General features: G+C 45.7%; 19 protein-coding genes. 8 read left to right on the top strand and 11 right to left on the bottom strand.

Going from position 1 to position 18,832, the window contains the following annotated elements:
• The first annotated feature begins 2 nt into the window (after positions 1-2).
• The 6 genes from ACRRSY_RS20490 (at position 3) to ACRRSY_RS20515 (ending at position 5,588) form a co-directional block, all read left to right on the top strand.
• A complete protein-coding gene (locus ACRRSY_RS20490; protein WP_432460297.1) occupies positions 3-596 on the top strand; it encodes an NADPH-dependent FMN reductase in 594 nt (197 codons plus the stop codon).
• 333 nt (positions 597-929) lie between these two features.
• The gene (locus tag ACRRSY_RS20495) at positions 930-1,931 is read left to right on the top strand and encodes a LysR family transcriptional regulator (RefSeq protein ID WP_439033335.1); all 1,002 of its coding nucleotides are present in this window, start codon (positions 930-932) and stop codon (positions 1,929-1,931) included.
• 74 nt (positions 1,932-2,005) lie between these two features.
• Positions 2,006-3,031 (top strand): TRAP transporter substrate-binding protein DctP, encoded by a 1,026-nt coding sequence (locus tag ACRRSY_RS20500; RefSeq protein WP_432463914.1) that lies wholly within the window; start codon positions 2,006-2,008, stop codon positions 3,029-3,031.
• A gap of 55 nt (positions 3,032-3,086) precedes the next feature.
• Entirely contained in the window at positions 3,087-3,560 is a 474-nt protein-coding gene (locus ACRRSY_RS20505) for a TRAP transporter small permease (protein WP_432455717.1), read from the top strand.
• Positions 3,560-4,837 (top strand): TRAP transporter large permease, encoded by a 1,278-nt coding sequence (locus ACRRSY_RS20510; protein WP_432456131.1) that lies wholly within the window; start codon positions 3,560-3,562, stop codon positions 4,835-4,837. Before ACRRSY_RS20505 ends, ACRRSY_RS20510 begins: the two co-directional genes overlap by 1 nt.
• A gap of 4 nt (positions 4,838-4,841) precedes the next feature.
• Positions 4,842-5,588: a M15 family metallopeptidase gene (locus ACRRSY_RS20515; RefSeq protein ID WP_432463915.1), complete on the top strand. Its 747-nt coding sequence runs from the start codon at positions 4,842-4,844 to the stop codon at positions 5,586-5,588.
• A gap of 14 nt (positions 5,589-5,602) precedes the next feature.
• Here ACRRSY_RS20515 and ACRRSY_RS20520 read toward each other — a convergent pair whose 3' ends face one another.
• Entirely contained in the window at positions 5,603-6,316 is a 714-nt protein-coding gene (locus ACRRSY_RS20520; RefSeq protein WP_432463916.1) for a PEP-CTERM sorting domain-containing protein, read from the bottom strand.
• Between the two features lie 222 nt (positions 6,317-6,538).
• Between ACRRSY_RS20520 and plsB the strand changes: the two genes are divergently transcribed.
• Positions 6,539-8,932, top strand: a complete 2,394-nt coding sequence (gene plsB / locus ACRRSY_RS20525; RefSeq protein WP_432455714.1) for a glycerol-3-phosphate 1-O-acyltransferase PlsB — start codon at positions 6,539-6,541, stop codon at positions 8,930-8,932.
• Between the two features lie 6 nt (positions 8,933-8,938).
• Here the strand turns inward: plsB and ubiA are convergent, their stop codons facing one another.
• Entirely contained in the window at positions 8,939-9,778 is an 840-nt protein-coding gene (gene ubiA / locus ACRRSY_RS20530; RefSeq protein WP_439033360.1) for a 4-hydroxybenzoate octaprenyltransferase, read from the bottom strand.
• Positions 9,779-9,809: 31 nt separating this feature from the next.
• On the bottom strand, positions 9,810-10,364 hold the full coding sequence (locus tag ACRRSY_RS20535) for a chorismate--pyruvate lyase family protein (RefSeq protein WP_432455713.1): 555 nt from the start codon (positions 10,362-10,364) through the stop codon (positions 9,810-9,812).
• 223 nt (positions 10,365-10,587) lie between these two features.
• Here ACRRSY_RS20535 and ACRRSY_RS20540 point away from each other — a divergent pair, with 223 nt between their 5' ends.
• On the top strand, positions 10,588-10,989 hold the full coding sequence (locus ACRRSY_RS20540) for a flagellar basal body-associated protein FliL (protein ID WP_432455712.1): 402 nt from the start codon (positions 10,588-10,590) through the stop codon (positions 10,987-10,989).
• On the opposite strand, the gene glpG is transcribed toward ACRRSY_RS20540, so the two are convergent.
• The 8 genes from glpG to ACRRSY_RS20580 form a co-directional block, all read right to left on the bottom strand.
• Complete coding sequence (glpG, locus tag ACRRSY_RS20545; RefSeq protein ID WP_432463918.1) at positions 10,970-11,812, bottom strand: rhomboid family intramembrane serine protease GlpG; 843 nt, start codon at positions 11,810-11,812, stop codon at positions 10,970-10,972. The two genes, ACRRSY_RS20540 and glpG, sit on opposite strands and share 20 nt — an antisense overlap.
• A complete protein-coding gene (glpE, locus tag ACRRSY_RS20550) occupies positions 11,809-12,135 on the bottom strand; it encodes a thiosulfate sulfurtransferase GlpE (protein ID WP_432455710.1) in 327 nt (108 codons plus the stop codon). The genes glpG and glpE overlap by 4 nt, the downstream gene beginning before the upstream one ends.
• 211 nt (positions 12,136-12,346) lie before the next feature.
• The gene (locus ACRRSY_RS20555) at positions 12,347-13,048 is read right to left on the bottom strand and encodes an ABC transporter ATP-binding protein (RefSeq protein WP_432455709.1); all 702 of its coding nucleotides are present in this window, start codon (positions 13,046-13,048) and stop codon (positions 12,347-12,349) included.
• 20 nt (positions 13,049-13,068) lie between these two features.
• Positions 13,069-13,833 (bottom strand): high-affinity branched-chain amino acid ABC transporter ATP-binding protein LivG, encoded by a 765-nt coding sequence (gene livG / locus ACRRSY_RS20560; protein ID WP_432455708.1) that lies wholly within the window; start codon positions 13,831-13,833, stop codon positions 13,069-13,071.
• Positions 13,830-15,101, bottom strand: a complete 1,272-nt coding sequence (locus tag ACRRSY_RS20565) for a high-affinity branched-chain amino acid ABC transporter permease LivM (protein ID WP_432463919.1) — start codon at positions 15,099-15,101, stop codon at positions 13,830-13,832. The genes livG and ACRRSY_RS20565 overlap by 4 nt, the downstream gene beginning before the upstream one ends.
• Positions 15,098-16,024 carry a high-affinity branched-chain amino acid ABC transporter permease LivH gene (livH, locus tag ACRRSY_RS20570; protein ID WP_432455706.1) on the bottom strand — a complete coding sequence of 309 codons (927 nt, stop codon included), beginning with the start codon at positions 16,022-16,024 and terminating at the stop codon, positions 15,098-15,100. The genes ACRRSY_RS20565 and livH overlap by 4 nt, the downstream gene beginning before the upstream one ends.
• A 101-nt stretch (positions 16,025-16,125) precedes the next feature.
• Complete coding sequence (locus ACRRSY_RS20575; RefSeq protein WP_432455705.1) at positions 16,126-17,244, bottom strand: branched-chain amino acid ABC transporter substrate-binding protein; 1,119 nt, start codon at positions 17,242-17,244, stop codon at positions 16,126-16,128.
• 498 nt (positions 17,245-17,742) lie between these two features.
• A complete protein-coding gene (locus tag ACRRSY_RS20580; protein ID WP_432463920.1) occupies positions 17,743-18,828 on the bottom strand; it encodes a mechanosensitive ion channel family protein in 1,086 nt (361 codons plus the stop codon).
• Positions 18,829-18,832: the final 4 nt, after the last annotated feature.

The raw sequence follows: 18,832 nt of genomic DNA on the forward strand, positions 1-18,832 counted from the left end.
CAATGAAAATTTGTATTATTTCTGGTAGCCAACGTGCTAACTCATACAGTTTAAAGGTGGCTAATTACCTGGAAAAACTAAGCCTCAGTCATTTTGAACAGGCCAGTGTTTTCGATTTACATCAGCTCAACTTGCCGTTTTGGAATGAAGGCTTTTGGAGTGGTAGTGAAGAATGGCAAGCTTGGCGACCCATTGCCGAATCCCTGAAACAGGCCGATGCTTTTATTTTCATCACGCCAGAGTGGCATGGCATGGCAACGCCCGCACTCAAGAATTTTTTACTATTATGTAGCGACCAAGAGCTAGCCCATAAACCTGCACTGCTCGCCAGTGTATCCGCCAGTATCAATGGTGTTTACCCAATTAGTGAACTTCGCATGACCGGTAACAAAAATAATCATGTTTGCTTTTTGCCGGACCAGCTAATATTTCGCAACTGCGAAACGCTATTTAAGTCTGATTTATGTTGTGAAGATGCTCAGTTGCACCAGCGTAGCCAATATAGCATGCAACTACTTGCGGCATACGCCCAAGCGCTCGCTCCGGTGCATCGAGAGATGCTAGAGCTTGGTGAAACATTTCGTTATGGGATGTAGTGAATGAATCACCTCGCGACCATGCCTTACTTTGAGTGCCGTTTTTGCAGCGTTTTGTTCATATCTGATTAAACACCGAACAGTCCTGTTTATCTTACTTGGTCAACCAAACCATTCATGGTATCGATAAACAGGCTCGCCTCACTGATACCTTCTCACCCTCCACCAGCACTTGCTTTACCAGCTTACCCGTCCCCTTTGGCTGCTCAAGTAAGCAGAACCATGATTTAGCGATCTCACTTTTAATGATTTTAATCACTTATTAAAGCGGTGTATGGTGAGATGGCAAAACCATATGCTGATGCGCCAAACAACATGGCCACAGAAAATAGAATGGCTCAATCGATACGCAAAACAACATCACTCAAAGAAGAAAGTACCGCGATGAAACAACTAAACCCTAGAGCACTTGAATTTTTAAATGCAATCGAGCGCTACGGTTCGCTGCGAAAGGCAGCTGTCAAACTCAATGTTGATCCGTCGGCGATTAGCCGAGCACTCAGCCAACAAGAAGAGAAACTCGGTGTCAGTATTTGGGATCGTGCCAATAACAACAATTTAATTACCCCTTCTGGCCAAGAGCTACTGCACTACTTTAGAAGAATGCAAGCCAGCGAGGCCGTCACTATCTCCAAAATTCATGACTTACTCGGCTTACGCGCTGGCGAGGTAAGGCTCGCCATTGGCGAAGGTTTTATCACCGACCTCATATCAACCTCACTACAAAGCTTTCTCAATCAATATCCAGGAATTCAACTGAGCGTGCAAATGGCTGGTGCCAAGGAGGCCATTCAACTGCTAGAAGACGACCAAATCGACTTTGCGGTTACTTATGCCTCGGTGAATCAACCCAGCTTTTTATGCCATATCGAAACAATTCACCCCTTAGATATTATTGCCCCAATCCACCACCCTTTAAGTCAACTCAAACGCAAAATTGACATTCGTGAAGTGGTCAACTTTCCCCTAGCCCTAATCGATCAATCTACAGGTATGGGTCGCTTAGTGAATATTGCTGAAGAGACTGGCGGGATTTCTCTAGTGCCTCGTTTACGAACTAACTCGGTCGCGGTGTTAAAAAACTTTGTCTCTTCTGGGGCAGGGATCACTTTTATGCCTCGCTTAACCGTTCAATCAGAAGTCAACGAGGGCACTATTGCGGTTGTCGAGACCAATCACGATATTTTGTCACAAGCCAAAGCACGGGTACTCAGTAAAAAAGAGCGTGAGCTTACCTTACCGGCAAAAGCCTTGCTCACCCATTTACAAAACTCAACTCAGTTTCTTAATCACGATGCGCCGCAAGATATGTTGAGTTTTTTGCAACACGAATGATATTGATTGATCAACAACACAACATATAAGGTGCTTATACACCCATAAATTGCAATATGAAAAAAGGAATCGACATGTTTAGCAGTTTAACTACTCCGGTAACAAAGCGTTTGTGGTCAGCCAGTGCCGCGTTAGGTATTGGTCTTCTATTCAGCAGCGTACTGTCTGCTCAAACCATTAATTTAAGCTATAACGGTGCGCCCGATGCAGACAAAAATGCAGTACACCTATTTGCGAGTAACTTAAAACAAATTCTCGCAGACAAAACCCAGGGAGAACTTCAATTAAAGCTTTATCCCAATAGTATGCTCGGCGAAGAAGAAGAACGCATGGAACAGGTGATGAATACCCCCAGCCTGAACATTGCTTCTTTTGGCGGGATCTCACCTCAGTTCCCTGAAATCTTTGTCAGCGCCATCCCTTTTATGTTTGGCACTTTCGAGCAGGCTCATCAGTTTTTTGATCAAGGTGAATACTGGAAAAGCGCCCAACAAGAATTTTACAAGCGCACCAATACTCACCTGTTAGCCGTCGTTGAAGAAGGAGGGTTCTTAGCCTTTACCAACAATAAACGTCCAATCCACTCTCCTGCTGATTTCAAAGGCTTACGCTTCCGAGCCATGGACAAAAGCCAGGTCGCATTATACGAATCATTTGGCGCTTCTGGCACACCGATCCCATGGACCGAAGTCTATATGGGCTTACGTACCGGCGTTGCCGATGGTCAAATGAACCCACCAATGTATATCATTTTGGGGAGTCTGTTCGAAGTACAACAGTACCTAACACTGGCCAACATTCAATACTCCGATCAGTTCTTAGTGGCCAACGATGCACTACTCAAAAGCCTTACCCCTAAGCAACGTAAAGCTTTAGAAGAAGCGGTAAACCAAGCCAATGGCATGAACCGCGAAGCTGTTGAATCACAAGTCGAACAGCGAATTCAATTCTTGGCAGATAAGGGGATGCAAGTCTATCGTCCTAGCGCACAAGAACTGGCCGCATTTAAAGAAATTGGTCAGCCCTCTTATTTAGCTTGGCTTAAAGAACAAAACATCGATACAAAATGGATCGATATGGCCCTAAAAGACGCCCAATAAGGTCTCCCTTCCCCAGTAGATGAGACGCCTTAGGGCGTCTATATCGGATATAAATATGAAACACGCTATTCTTGAACGCTTCGCCAACTTGATGTTAGCCATTGCGGTCATCGCTTTTAGTTTAAATTTACTCACATTATTCTACGGCGTTTGTGCACGTTACCTGCTAAATAGTGCGCCAATATGGACCGATGAATTCTCACGGTTTGTCATTATAGCAACGGTTATGCTGGCTGCAGGAGCAGTGTACTTAAGAGATGAACACATGCGAGTCTCCATCATTGAGCGCTATCTTCCCGTAAAATTAAATCGAGTTTTGCATTGGTATCGGTGGTTACTGATATTGACGATTGCAGGCTTTTTTAGCTACACCAGCGCCCACTATGCCATCTCTCTATCTCGTTTTCATACGATGGGCCTAGGCATTAGCAAGACGATTCCTTCGTTAAGCCTTCCAATTGGTTTTGCCGTACTTTTTGTTTTGGCGCTACTTCGTGGCCCCTACCCAAATAAAGGAGCGCTCTCGTGATGCTCGTGGCCATGTTATTGGTTTTTTTGATCCACGTATTACTGGGTCTGCCGCTGTTCATTAGTCTGATATTGACGGCGATTACTGGCTTTTACTTTGTTGACCTGAGTTTATTGCCACGCATGCTACCCCAACAGTTTTTTAGCGGTATTAATGTGTTCTCCTTAATGGCGATCCCCTTATTTATTCTCGCGGGTAATTTAATGAATGCCGCAGGTCTGACGCCGAAGTTGATGGATTTTGCTAAATCTTTAGTCGGCCATTTACGGGGCGGTTTAGGCTATGTAAATGTGGTCTCTAGCATTTTCTTTGCTGGCGTCAATGGCTCGGCCGTAGCAGATACCTCTGCACTCGGGTCACTGTTAGTCCCCGCAATGAAAAAAGACGGCTACTCAACCGCTTATGCTGCAGGTTTAACTGCCGGTAGCTCCTTAATCGGACCGATCATTCCCCCCAGTATCTTTATGATCCTTTATTCATCGGTGACCAATACCTCGGTGGGTGATTTATTCTTGGCTGGAGTGATTCCAGGCATTTTATTAGGATGTGCGTTTTTGGTAATTAATTATTTTTACGCCAAAAAAGCCAATTTAAGTATTTCATCGCAGCGCCCTTCGGTGAGCCGAGTGCTTAAAGCCTTAGTTGCTGCAGGCCCAGCCCTCATTGCCCCACTGATCATAGTAGCCAGCATTGTATTTGGCTTTGTCACCCCGACCGAATCCGGGGTCTTGATTGTGGTTTATGCCCTGCTAATCGGCCTGATCAGCCGACAACTCACGATCAGCGGGGCGATGCTGGCCTTAAAAGAGACCGTGATATTAAGCTGCGCTATTTTCATCATCATTGGCGCATCATCGGTGGTTAGCTGGTTACTCGCCTATGCGCAGGTTCCCAATCAATTTGCCAGCGCATTACAACCCTTTGCTGAAAACCCGACATTGGTACTATTGCTGATTAGCTTAATCACGTTTATCACGGGAATGTTAATGGAAGAAGTTTCGGCATTAATGCTACTGACGCCTGTATTTACTCCCATCGCACTACAAGCTGGGGTTGACCCGATCCACTTGGGGATCATCATTACCATGAATATTACAATTGCTTTAATCACCCCCCCCATGGGTGCTTGCGTTTATGTTGCAGCAGCCGTCAGCAAATTAGATTTACATGAAATGTTTAAATCCATTTGGCCCTTCGTGTTAATTGCGCTAATGGTGTTATTGCTGTTAATTTTCATTCCGTCGCTAACTCTTTTCCTTCCCAGTTTATTTAAGTAATCTCATGAATCATTTCGTTACCAGAACTATTCCAGAGCAAGCGCTACCGGATTGGAAAGCGCTCCAAGAAATCCAAATTTGTGACAATAACGAGCCACTCGAGCCAATGAGTTTGTCTTCATCGATCAAGGTTTATCCGGCCTATCATAAAATGCAAATTCGCCATGCAATTTCAGAGTGTTTTGTTCGCGGTTCAGTCTTCGAACGTCTGATAGAAGCTGAGAAATTACTCCCAACTGGTATTCATTTGGTGATATTAGATGCTTGGCGTCCATTTCCAGTTCAACAATACTTATTTGATACGCTAATGAACTTGATGGAGCATGCGAATCCTGAACTCAGTCCGCAACAATGCAATGATAAAGCGAGAAATCTAGTATCGCCCCCCAGCACCGATCCCAAGGCTCCAAGTCCGCATCTAACAGGCGGATCGGTAGATGTGACCTTGTGTGACCAACATGGTCGTTTGTTAAACATGGGAACTCTGTTCGACGAAGCCAGTGACGACTCATGGACCGCTGCACTCGAACGGCCAGCTTTAAGTAAAGCGCTACAGTTGGCACAGCAAAACCGACGTTTACTTTACCACGCGATGACTAACGCTGGTTTTAGCAATTTAGCCAGTGAGTGGTGGCATTATGACTATGGAAACCAGTTGTGGGCTCTAGCCACACAGCAAAGTTGTGCCTTTTTTGGAGCCACTCGACCCAGTGGTATCGAGCGGCTCTGGCAGCAACAACTACAACGATAAATCGATTTTAATCCCTATGCTGCGATGCCCTGCTTGCAACAGAACGCATCGCTTAACTTTAAGGGCTTCATTCGCTGACGACGAAGCCGATAAAACATGCCTCCGACAAGCATAAATAATAGCAGGCTGGCGGGCTCATCCACCGTGGTGGCGGCAGCCACAATTAATACCGGATTGATATCGATCCAATAATAATCATTTTCATTTTGCACCAAAGGGCTTAAGAAAATAGTTGTGATTTCTGCTGGGGTTAATAAGGTAGAGCGATTCAAGCTTGGATTCATGAGGTAATTACCCGAAAGATGAGGTAAACCTAGGTTATGCCCTAATTCGTGCGCCAGCAGCTCGGCGCCACTCCAACCCGCAGCAAATGTAGATTCAACCACAAAGTCATTGCCTCGGTATTCACCGCAGCCAACGATACTTGCCGAGGTGAAACTGCCACAGGCGCTAATCGTATCAATGAAATAGAAGTTCACCACATTGGCGGGGCCTTGGTGCAAACTAAATAACTGGTTCACTTCGCTACTAGCCGTGATATCCAAAAACTCAGGATACACCAGCTCGGTGGCAGTACCGATACGAATATCGATGATTTTGCTACCAAAATTGGCTTGCGAATAGATGGCATCTAACTGCGCCTCTTTCGTCGTAATAAAGGCCGCATGCACCATATTTGGCAAGACAGCGAGAAAAAAAACAGCAATGATTCTAAGGGAAACGCTCATGACAATCCTTTGACTGATATATCGAGTTAATAAAATGTTAACAGCATTACACATAATAGTGCTGCTGACCGCATTAAGCCAATCATACGGAGCTTTTAAACAAAGCTCTAGCGCACAAAACACTTGACTTAGGTCAACAGATTTCACAGCTAGTTGCAGCCAAGTTTTAAGAAGTCTGCTACCCTGCAAGGTGTATCCATTCACCAACATAAGTTCTTTTAAATGTTACACTTGCCCTCTCCAATTTTGGCGATTTTACGTTCAAGCATTCGCTTTTTTACCCGCGGGAAATTTATTCCTGAAAATCCAATCGACGAGTTTTCTTTAGACTTGAGCCAACCGATCATTTATGTGATCCCCAGCGCATCTTTAGCTGATGTACTCACCTTGCAGCTCGCCTGTAAAGTACTGGGGCTACCAGATCCCTTGACGCCAGTCAGTTTCGCAGGGGAAATTCATCAGCGAGTGGCCTTTTTATGCGATCGACAGGGCGAGACCTCGGAAGCGACTATCAAGCAATTCACTCAGGCATTACGCGCTCATCACAGTGAACAAAACCACGATGTGCAATTAATGCCTGTAAAATTATTTTGGGATCGCTATCCTGGTCGGGAAAGCGTTGATGATTTAATGAGTGGCAAAACCAAGCGGCCCGCGGGTCCAATCAAGAAAGCTTGGCAAGTCGTGTTTAAAGGTCGCGAGAATTTAGTTCGCTTTAGTCACCCGGTTTCCTTGAAACAAATGGCACAACGCCATGGTGCCGACCAAAGAATTGGCCACAAGCTGGCAAGAGTGGCACGGATCCACTTTAGCCGTATGCAGATGATTGCCACTGGTCCGAAGTTGCCCATCCGTCGTCATATGTTTGAACAATTACTCGCCTCGCCGACCATTCGCGCCGCCATCAGCGACGAAGCCAAAAACAACCACAAAAGCCAAGCTGAAGCCAAACAAACGGCTCTCAGATATCTTGAAGAAATTGCCGCCGATTTTTCCTATCGTAACCTGCGTATGGCTGATTCAGTGCTAAGTTGGGTATGGAATAAGATCTATTCAGGAATCGAAGTAAACCACGCCGAAAAGGTTCGCCAGCTGGCACAAGAGGGTCATGAAATTGTGTATGCCCCTTGTCATCGCAGCCACATGGACTATTTACTGCTCTCCTATGTGCTGTACCACCAAGGCATGGTGCCGCCACACATCGCCGCCGGGGTAAATCTAAACTTTTGGCCTGCGGGGCCCTTTTTCCGCCGAGCGGGCGCATTTTTTATTCGACGCAGCTTTAAGGGCAACAAACTGTATTCAACCGTATTTCGTGAATACCTTAGCCAACTATTTAGTCGCGGCTACTCGGTGGAATACTTTACCGAAGGAGGCCGCAGTCGAACGGGTCGCTTATTACCCCCAAAAACCGGAATGCTCGCCATGACCGTACAAGCCATGATGCGTGGTTTGGAGCGCCCGGTCACCATCGTACCGGTTTATTTTGGTTATGAACACGTGATGGAAGTAGGCACTTACTACAAGGAACTCAAGGGAAAAACCAAAGATAAGGAATCCTTGCTTTCGCTATTTGGCATGTTAAGCAAGCTGCGTAATTTTGGCCATGGTTACGTCAATTTTGGTGAGCCAATTAACCTCAATCAACAACTCAATCAAATTGCACCACAGTGGCGAGAGAGCCATGAAGAGGGCTTGAAACCGCAATGGTTGGTTCCGGCAGTGAATCAAGTGTCTAAGCAACTCATGGAAAACATTAACAGTGCCGCAGCGGTGAACGGTTTGTGCTTAAGTGCCATTATTTTACTGGCTGCAGAAAATCGCGCTCTGCCGCGTAATCAACTAGCTAAACAAATCAGCCTTTGTAGCAGCCTGATCCGTAATGTGCCCTATAGCACTCATGTTACATTGCCAGACTTAGATGCAGATTCCCTATTGGAACAAGCCATTAGTTTGAACAAATTTGAGATCCGGGAAGACGATTTAGGCAGCATCATTGGTTTGGATGAAAAGCAGCAGGTTTTGTTAAACTTCTATCGCAATAACATCATTCACCTATTGATCATCCCAGCCTTTATTGCCGCCGTGTTATTACAGCATCGCAGCATTGGCCGATCTCAACTAGTCAGCCTACTCGAACAACTTTATCCGCTACTTAAAGGAGAGCTGTTTTTACACTATCAAGTAGATGATATTAGCCAGTTATGCGAGCGTTATTTAGCTGAATTTGTCGCTTTAAAGTTAATCAGTGAAAACGGAGAGTGTTTTAAAATAGACAGCCACCGTCGTGGCCGTTTGCTACTACTGGCGCAGATTGCCCAAGAAAGCTTACATCGCTATGCCATTGTGGCGGCTTTATTGGCAAAACGACCGCACCTGACTCGTAGCGAGCTGGAACAACAAGCTTTAGCCGCCGCTCAGCGCTTAGCCAAGCTGCACCATATCAATGCACCGGAATACTACGACAAACGCATCACCAGTAGTCTGTTGGCTCTATTCCGCGAACATGGCTATAACCAAGTGGAGGTGGCTGAGAACCTATTTGGCAAACTAGCGCCACTATTAGCCGATGGCGTCTATGATTCGATCAGTGAATTACTCGATCTCGAGACTTAATTTAGTCTAAGCGGCAAACCACGCCAGCCATCCATAGTGGCTGGCAATACCAATAAATATCACCAAACCAACATAATTATTATTGAGAAACGCACTAAAACAGGCTTCCCGTTGCCGATAACGGATTAATTTCTGTTGATAGACAAACAAAGCCGCCGCCGCTAACAAACCAATATCGAAGGCTAAGCCTAATTGCTTTAAATAGGCGATCGCGGCAAAACAGCACAAACAAGCCAACTGTAATAAACCGATTATTAGTTTGTCAAAACGACCAAATAAAATCGCGGTCGACTTTACCCCTATCTTCAAGTCATCTTCACGATCCACCATTGCATACTTAGTATCATAAGCAATCGTCCAACAAATGTTGGCTAATAATAACAACCATGCCTCAGGTGCAATCTGACCACTTTGGGCGGCATAGGCCATCGGAATACACCAACCAAAAGCCACCCCCAAAAATAGCTGTGGTAGATGAGTAATCCGCTTCATAAAAGGGTAAATTGCCGCCAATGCTAAAGCCACAACCGATAAGGCAATGGTCAGCAAATTTTGGGTCAGAACCAATAGAAATGCCAAAGCCACCAGGCCAATAAACAAGCCAAGTGCCTCGCGTTCAGAAACCAGCCCTTTGACTAAAGGGCGCTGAGCGGTGCGTTTAACGTGACCATCGACCTCACGATCGGCATAATCATTCATCACACAGCCAGCCGATCGCATTAAAAACACGCCTAATACAAAGACCAGCAACACCGACAGTTTAGGTGGTCCTTCAGCCGCCAACCACAAAGCCCACAAGGCAGGCCACAATAACAATAAGGTACCGATGGGTTTATCGGCGCGCATCAGCTGCCAGTATGGGTGTACTTTGATCAAATCAAGCACGATCAACTCCTTGATAAGCTAGGCTGGCGGGTAAAAAAAACTCGGCCACGAGTAGCGGTGCACCAGCTAATAGAAAGCGAGAGCGTCGCCCCCACAGCGGCTGCTTTGGCCCAACACTTTGCTGAAGCGCAGAATGCGCATCAACTTGGCACAGCTCTAAAGTTTGTCGCTGACCTTTGTCGGTAAACAATAACTCTCCTAAAGAGTTGTTTTGCAAATAACTCACCGCTGCAGCCTCTCCCGCTAAAGAATCCTGCGGAACGACGCTACGTGCATATACCCAAGGTAAGTCATCACAGCACAGTAAGACCTCTCTGACCCAGTAAGGCCCCTCACAATCCAAAGCCTGCCGTTCAGCCTCGGTAATTTCCAAATAGCCTTCAAATAACACTTGGATGGAAAAATGCTGGCAATGCTGGCGCAAACGTGCGGTGAGCGAACCAGGATAAAGTAACCAATCAGCTAAAGCAGTTGATTCTAATTCAACATTTTGTGGCTGTTGCCAACGACCATCGGCCTGATAAGGATAAGGCTGTTTTGAGTTCACTGGTATTACTATTGTTGAATAATGGCCTTATTATCCGGCAATTGACAGATTAAAGTAAACTCCCGATTCGCCCATTATGCTATTCTTGCGCGGTCACGTTTGCATTTCCTTTAGGCTCTTTTCAGCAACGATAAATTATTGACTAAATTTAGCTGCGCAGCTTGACCAAACGCTCGATAGCACAAACAATAAAGCTAGGACTATCAAGGAATCAAAGGATCGTATGAAATTTAGCCAAGCATTGCTTATAACATTTAGTTTGTTATTCTCCACCGTCATCAAGGCCGAAGAAGCGGGTAATCCTAGCTATGCCTATTTTGCGCTAGAACCGGATATTATTACGAACTACATTAGCACAGGGAAGAAGCTAGGCTACGTGCGAATCACCGCCGACATCATGGTAGAAAACGCAGGGGATTTAGCCAACATTGAGCATCACGCCCCGCTGATCCGCGACGCGATCATTGAAATTTTAGGCCATCAAGCCGAAGAAGATGTAAAGTCCTTAACTGGCCGAGAACAAATTCGACAGATGTGTGAAGAGGCAGTGAATGACCTCTTAGTGCAAGAAACCGGTAAAAAGCTGGTCAATAAGTTACTGTTTACTAAATATCTTTATCAGTAAACTTATCAAATACCGCCTGAGCACAACCCACGAATAAGCCAAACAGATGGGCCAGATTCGCCGTAGATGGCCCAATTACATCCATAAAGCCAATCACCAACCAGACCAACATAAAGCCCACAATTGAAGGGCTTAACTGCAGCCCAGCTTTAGGACGTAGCCACCCCGTAAACCAGCAATACCCCAACAATGCATACACCACCCCAGATAAGCCCCCAAAATACGGTCCGGAAGCCAGTAGCTGTGCCACATTGGGGATCACTGCTGCGACAATCGTAATCAATAATAACTTAGAGCTTCCTAATTGACGCTCGATCTCTCCACCTAATTGCCACCACCACAGGCCATTAAACACGATATGAACAATTGAAAAATGTAAAAAAATCGGTGTGATGACCCGCCAAAACTGGGTTGAAACGAGCATACTCAGCTGAGGAGTAATGGTCAGGTGTTCAATAAAATAACGATTAAAACCGAAGCTCATTAGCGTATAAATCACGGCTGATATCAGCAATACCAGCAGTGTCACCGGACCCGCATGAGCCAAAAAGGAGTTTTTAATCACCCCCGAGCCACCATAAGAAAATGAGGCTTTGCGACTGTCGGCCATAGTCCATGAAGCCGCATGATATTTTTCAGCATTCGGATTAGCTAAAAACTGCTCTAATTCAATTTCCGCACGTTCAAGCTGAGACTCATCGTTCAGCATAATCGCCACCCCTCGCTCCGCGGGTGCTAGTTGACACTCAATATGCAACACTGCCATATAGTCTACATAGGCCTGTGCCGCGCGAGGATTCGCCAGGACGATTAATTGCTTCACTCTGCTTCACCACTGGTGATCGGAGCCTTTACACGCCATGCTTCAAAGCCTCCCTGCAAGCTATAGACTTCTTCAAATCCTTGCTCTAATAAATACTGTGCCGCCCCCTGACTAGAAATACCGTGATAACACATCACAATTAGCGGCGTATCGTAGTCGGTATTTGCTAATAATTGATTAAGGCTACCGTCGTGAAGGTGAAAAGCATTCACTGGGTGTGCTTGAGCAAAAGACTGCGGATCACGCATATCTAATAGTAGCGCCCCAGCATTGCAAATTTTATCTTGAGCGCCATTTACGTCGATTTGTTCAAATTGTTCCATGATGATCCACTGCGAGCTATTTTGCCCACTTTAACTGGTTTACGCACAAAGAAAAAGAGACAAAACGAAGGGGATATAATGCCAACCGTTTGCTTGGGGCGCTGCAGATTCGGCATTCAGAATAATCAGTACTCATCTTTGTCACTAGCATGTTCTCGCATAAAAAAAGCAACCCGAAGGTTGCTTTCGCTTTGTGTATGAACAACCGAGCCTAGGCACCTAGATACGCCTTACGCACCTCTTCGTTCACCAATAAATTATCGCCAGTGTCTTCTAACACAATACGACCATTTTCCAGAACATAGCCTCTATCAGCCAGCCGCAGCGCTTGGTTGGCATTTTGCTCCACTAAAAACACCGTCATCCCACGTTGGCGTAATTGTTCCACGATATCGAAAATATGTTGAATAATAATCGGAGCCAAACCTAAAGAAGGCTCGTCCAATAACAGTAAGCGAGGATTACTCATTAAAGCACGTCCTATCGCCAACATCTGCTGCTCCCCTCCCGACATGGTGCCCGCCCGTTGATTGACTCGTTCCAATAAACGCGGAAACAAGACATACATTTCTTGGATCCGTTGCTCGGTTTCCTGTTTACTCGCAAAAAAGGCCCCCATTCGAAGATTTTCTTCAACGGTGAGGCGCGAGAATATTCGTCGTCCCTCAGGAACCACCGCGATATCACCACGCATAATGTCATGGGTTTGGCGGTGGGTAATATCTTTACCATCAAACCATATCTGACCACTGCTGGCTCGAGGATCACCACACAAGGTCATCAATAAAGTGGTTTTACCCGCGCCATTGGCGCCGATCAGACTGACAATTTCGCCTTCATTTACCTTCACACTAACATCATGTAAAGCTTGAATCGGGCCATAGTGAGTCGATACATTTTTTAACTCTAACATTCGTCGTCTTTGCCTCGCCCTTAAAACTCACCCAGATAGGCTTTAATGACCTCAGGGTTGTTGCGGATCTCTTCCGGTGTCCCATTCGCTAAGGGACAACCTTGGTTAACCACGTAAATCCGATCTGAAATACCCATCACCAATTTCATATCGTGCTCAATCAGCAATACCGAGACCGATTCATTGGCCCGCAGATCCATGATCAGCCGATCCAAATCATCAGTCTCCTTAGGGTTAAGGCCTGCCGCAGGCTCATCTAGCATCAAGATTTCGGGACGGGTTACCATACAACGAGCTATCTCTAAACGACGCTGTTGGCCATAGGCCAGATTACCCGCCTTACGGTTGGCGAATTCAGTTAACTGAACTTTGTCTAACCAATATTCAGCAAACGCTAAGGCCTCCGCTTCACTCTTCTTAAAATTTGGAGTTTTTAATAAACCGGCAATAAAGTTGGTATTCAAGTGACGATGTTGGGCCACCAACAGATTTTCTACCACCGTCATATCTTTGAAAAGACGTACATGCTGGAAGGTACGCACAATGCCTTTACGGGCGATTTGGTGTCCGGCCAAACCTTGTAAGGCTTCGCCTCGATATAAAATTTGTCCACTGGTGGGTTTGTAGAAACCGGTTAAGCAGTTAAATACCGTGGTTTTCCCCGCACCATTGGGACCAATCACCGATACCACTTCTTTCTCTTTGAGCTTCAGCGCGACATTATTCACCGCCAATAAACCACCAAAACGCATGGTGAGGCCATTCACCTCAAGCAACTGACTCATGCCTTAGCTCCCTCTTTTAACTGAATATGAGGTCGAGACATTGGCAATAAACCTTGGGGGCGCCACACCATCATAAATACCATCATTAAACCAAACATCAGCATTCGGTACTCATTAAACTCACGCGCCATTTCTGGTAACACCGTCATGATAATCGCGGCTAAAATCACTCCAACTTGCGATCCCATTCCCCCTAAAACCACAATTGCTAAAATAATCGCAGATTCGATGAAGGTGAACGACTCAGGGCTAATAAAGCCCTGACGGGCCGCGAAAAAACTACCAGCAAAACCGGCAAAAGCAGCACCAATGGTAAATGCGCTGAGCTTAACCACCGTTGGATTTAAGCCTAAAGAACGGCAGGCAATTTCATCTTCACGTAGTGCTTCCCAAGCCCGACCAATCGGCATTCTTAACAAGCGATTGATCACAATCACCGTAAGCACGACCAAAAGTAGCGCCATCAAGTATAAGAAAATCACCTTATATTCTGAGTTATAACTAATACCAAAGAAGTTATGGAACGTATCAAAACCTTCACCTTTTAGGCGACGGTTAAATTCCAAACCAAACAAAGTTGGCTTCGGTACACCACTAATACCGTTAGGTCCGCCAGTTAACTCGGTAAGGTTATTCAGCAATAAACGAATAATTTCCCCAAAGCCGAGGGTCACAATGGCTAGATAATCACCGCGTAAACGCAATACCGGAAAACCTAATAAGAAACCAAACAGTGCCGCCATGCCGCCGGCAATTGGTAGGCAAGTCCAAAAACCAAAACCATCGGCACTCAGTAAGGCATAGGTATAGGCTCCTACCGCATAAAAACCGACATAACCTAAATCGAGTAGACCGGCTAAGCCCACCACGACATTCAGTCCCAAACCCAACATCACATAGATGAGGGTTAAAGTCGCTAAATCCACCGAACCACGGCTAACAATAAAGGGCCAGATGATCGCCCCAGCTAAGGCGAACGAGACCAACAAACGATAAGCCTTAGGACTTTGCTCGGGACTCGGCAATTTAAAATTAAACTTATTCGCCGAGCGTCTTAACTTTGCTTTACCAAACAGCATGGGGTGAAATAGCTGACTAAAAAATACCACCGCCGAACCAATAAATAGCCACTTTAGATGTTGTGGCTCGGCCAACGCCAGATTAAGTCCACTGCTACTAGGTTCCATTCGGATCCCTAACAGCCATCCAGCCAACAACATAAAGGTAATGGTGGAGATTAATGCTCCGGAGAGATTGAGCTTACTCATACTTTCTCAACCTCCGGTCTTCCTAACAGGCCCGTTGGCATGAACAGTAACACCAGGCACAGCAAACCAAAGGAAACCACATCTTTATACTCGGTACTAAAGTAACCAGCAGTAATCGCTTCAGTAATGCCTAACAACAAGCCTCCAACAACCGCTCCGGGTATCGAACCAATACCGCCTAATACCGCCGCAGTAAAGGCTTTTAAGCCAGCCATAAAACCGATATAGGGATTGATAACACCGTAATAAATCCCCAACAACACACCTGCCACCGCCGCTAAGGCTGCCCCAATCACAAAGGTTAAGGAAATCACTTTATTGGTGTCGATCCCCAATAAATTGGCCATACCAATATCTTCAGAACAAGCACGGCAGGCACGTCCCATTCGCGAATGGGTAATAAAGGCCGTTAACCCGATCATCGTGAGGAAAGTCACCACAAAGATCACCACTTGCATGTAGGAAATGGTTAAATTGAAGCCATCGTCAGGGCCAAATGTCCAGCCGCCAGTAATCAGACTCGGCATCGCGATATCACGACTTCCCTGAGATAAACGCACCAGGTTTTGCAAGAAAATAGACATCCCAATCGCCGAAATCAAAGCGATCAAGCGGTTACCACCACGCACTGGCCGATAAGCCACCTTCTCAATGGTCCAACCATAGGCGCTGGTAATAATGATGCTAATGGCAAAAGCACCAAATAATAAAATCGGCAGAGAATCCAAGCCCATCAGCGATAAGGCGGCTAATACGATGAAGGCGACATAACTGCCTATCATATACACTTCACCATGGGCGAAGTTAATCATGCCGATAATGCCATACACCATCGTGTAACCAATGGCGATTAAGGCATAGGTACTACCAACCGTTAGTCCATTGACTAACTGTTGAAAAAAATAGAAAAATTGCTCAGACATAACGATCCCAATCTAATGGCTTGAAGCCATTAATTAAGTGTCTTTTAAAACAGAAGAGACCAGCTAGCGCCGATGACACTAGCCGGTCTGATATTCACAAATTACTTAGCGATAGACGATGTGCCGTCGGCATGCCATGTGAAGACACCAAAATCGAAACCTTTAAGATCGCCTTTGCTATCCCACTGCAGTGGTCCCATGACCGTGTCAACAGTATTAGCGCGAAGATAAGCCGCCACAGCGTCTGGCTCATCACCCGCACCATTCACACCAGCAACAATAGATTGCATTGCCGCATAAGCAGTCCAAACGAAAGGACCGGTAGGATCTTCTCCTTTCGCCACCAAGGCGTCCACGATTGGTTTGTTGGCCGGTTCTAAGTCATATTTTTTCGGTAAGGTAACTAACAAGCCCTCAGAAGCTGCGCCAGCAATAGCAGAAATGTCTTTGTTACCAACGCCTTCAGGCCCCATGAAAGTGGCATCTAGGCCTTTTTCTGAGGACTGACGCAGGATCAAACCAAGTTCTGGGTGGTAACCACCGTAGTAGACAAAATCAACTTTTTCTTTCTTCAGCTTAGCAATCAGCGCTGAGAAATCTTTATCACCCGCAGTCACACCTTCAAAAGCAACCACATTCACACCCGCCGCTTCTAACTCGGTTTTCACTGAGGTGGCGATCCCTTCACCATATTGTTGTTTATCATGGATCACTGCGACTCGTTGTGGTTTAACGCTAGTCGCGATATAACGTGCGGCCGTTGGTCCTTGGTCACTATCGAGACCGATGGTTCGAAAAACCAACTGATAGTCGCGAGTGGTAATGTCTGGGTTAGTCGAAGCGGGCGTAATCATTAATACACCTTCATCTTCATAGACATCTGAAGCAGGTTGAGTCGCGCCAGAACACAAATGACCCACAACATATTTAATGCCATCGTTAATAATTTTGTTGGCAACCGCCACCGCTTGCTTCGGCTCACATGCGTCATCGTAGACAACAGCTTCAATTTTTTTACCTTTTAAGGCCCCCGCTTGGTTAAGTAAATCAACCGCAACGCCAACCCCGGTAAATTGCATATCGCCATATTGTGCCACTGGCCCAGTTACAGGCCCCGCAACCGCTATCTTAATTGTATCGGCAGCATGAGCTACTGATACCGCGCCAAATAGGGCTAGCGAAACTGCCAAGCCGGAAGCTGATTTTGTCCATTTAGTCATTAGAAACTCCATGTTAGCTTTTTTGTTATCTATTGTGTGTTTGCAGGAGTTCGGCGCATCAACCCTTGGATGCTATTCTCACCCCGTTGGCTGATGTTTTACCCTATACACAAGGCCTTTAACAAGTCGACGTTCCTGTAGCCCCCCTAGCGGCAGAGGATTTGACAACTTATTCAACCACAGCTATCAATTCATCCAGACCACATGCAGATAGTTTTGCTACATAAGCAGTAAAATGAGCTACAAATAGATCTAAATTAAGCATTTTAGTCTTATTTTTTCTAAATATGCTGCAAGCCTGCTAAATAACTAATTTTTGAAGAGCTTTATTGGATTTTTACAGCATAAAAATACCGTCAGAGTGTTTATCACCACTAGATTAGGCTATTTTACCGTTCTGCTTATTGAAGATTTAGGCTAGTAAAAAGAATAACTATGCAGCCGAATGAAACATAAATGAATGCAACTGCATTCATTTATGAAGCAAGATGACTGAATTTACTTTGAATTAAGTGGTTCATTATTTGCAAGGTGCAGGGTTCGCGTAGGAAAAGCAAACTCGGCACCGTTGGCAAGCACAATATCAACCACCTTATTCAACACATCTTGTTTTACCTGATGATAAAAAACCCAATCGGTAGTTTTAGTAAAAGTATAGATAAAAAAGTCGAGAGAAGACGCGTTAAAACTATCGAAGTTCACCATCAAAGTTTCATTGGTATCAATCTCCGGATGTTGACGTAACATCGCTTCCACATCACTCACCACTTTGCCTAGCTTCGCCGCATCAGCATAACGCAAACCGATGGTTTCTTTAATTCGACGATGGCTCATCCGGCTGGGATTTTCTACCGCGATACTAGAAAATACCGAATTAGGCACATATAAGGGACGCTTATCGAAGGTACGGATCTGCGTCACCCGCCAACCTATTTTTTCAACCGTTCCTTCAATGCTGCGATCTGGTGAGCGGATCCAATCACCGACCTTAAAGGGCCGATCAAAATACACCAACAAAGCCCCAAAAAAGTTAGCGAGTAAATCTTTAGCGGCCATACCGACAATCAAACCGCCCATACCGCCAAAGGCTAGCACCCCGGAAATACTGAAGCCTAGGGTTTGAAAAACGGCTAGCAGCAATATAATAATCACACTGGCACGACACAACTTCGCCACCGCCTGTACCGTCGTTTTATCCTTACCTTCGCTGATCAACTGCTGCTCTGCACAACCCACAAAGCGCATCGCGACCCAAGCCAATAGAAACACCATCATCACTTGGCGCAGCACCGGGATCATCGGCAGTAAGTCCGATCCTAGAGCCTTGGCAAACGCGGTTGCCACTAAAGACAAGCCCACCACCGCGATCATCCAGTTAATCGGCTTCCATAATGAAAACCAAATTGCATCGTCCCACACGGTCTTGGTTTTAGTGGTTAAACGGCTTAAACGTCCCGCAAAAATACGCCAAATAACAAAAGCAACTAAGGTCAGTCCCAACACAACCAATACGTCAAACCACCAATTCGAGGTCGCTAATACGGCTTGTTCGTGTTCTAACCACAGCGCGATATCTTCAAACATAGCT

The sequence above is a fragment of the Agarivorans sp. QJM3NY_33 genome (genome assembly GCF_050870865.2).
GTDB lineage: Bacteria > Pseudomonadota > Gammaproteobacteria > Enterobacterales > Celerinatantimonadaceae > Agarivorans.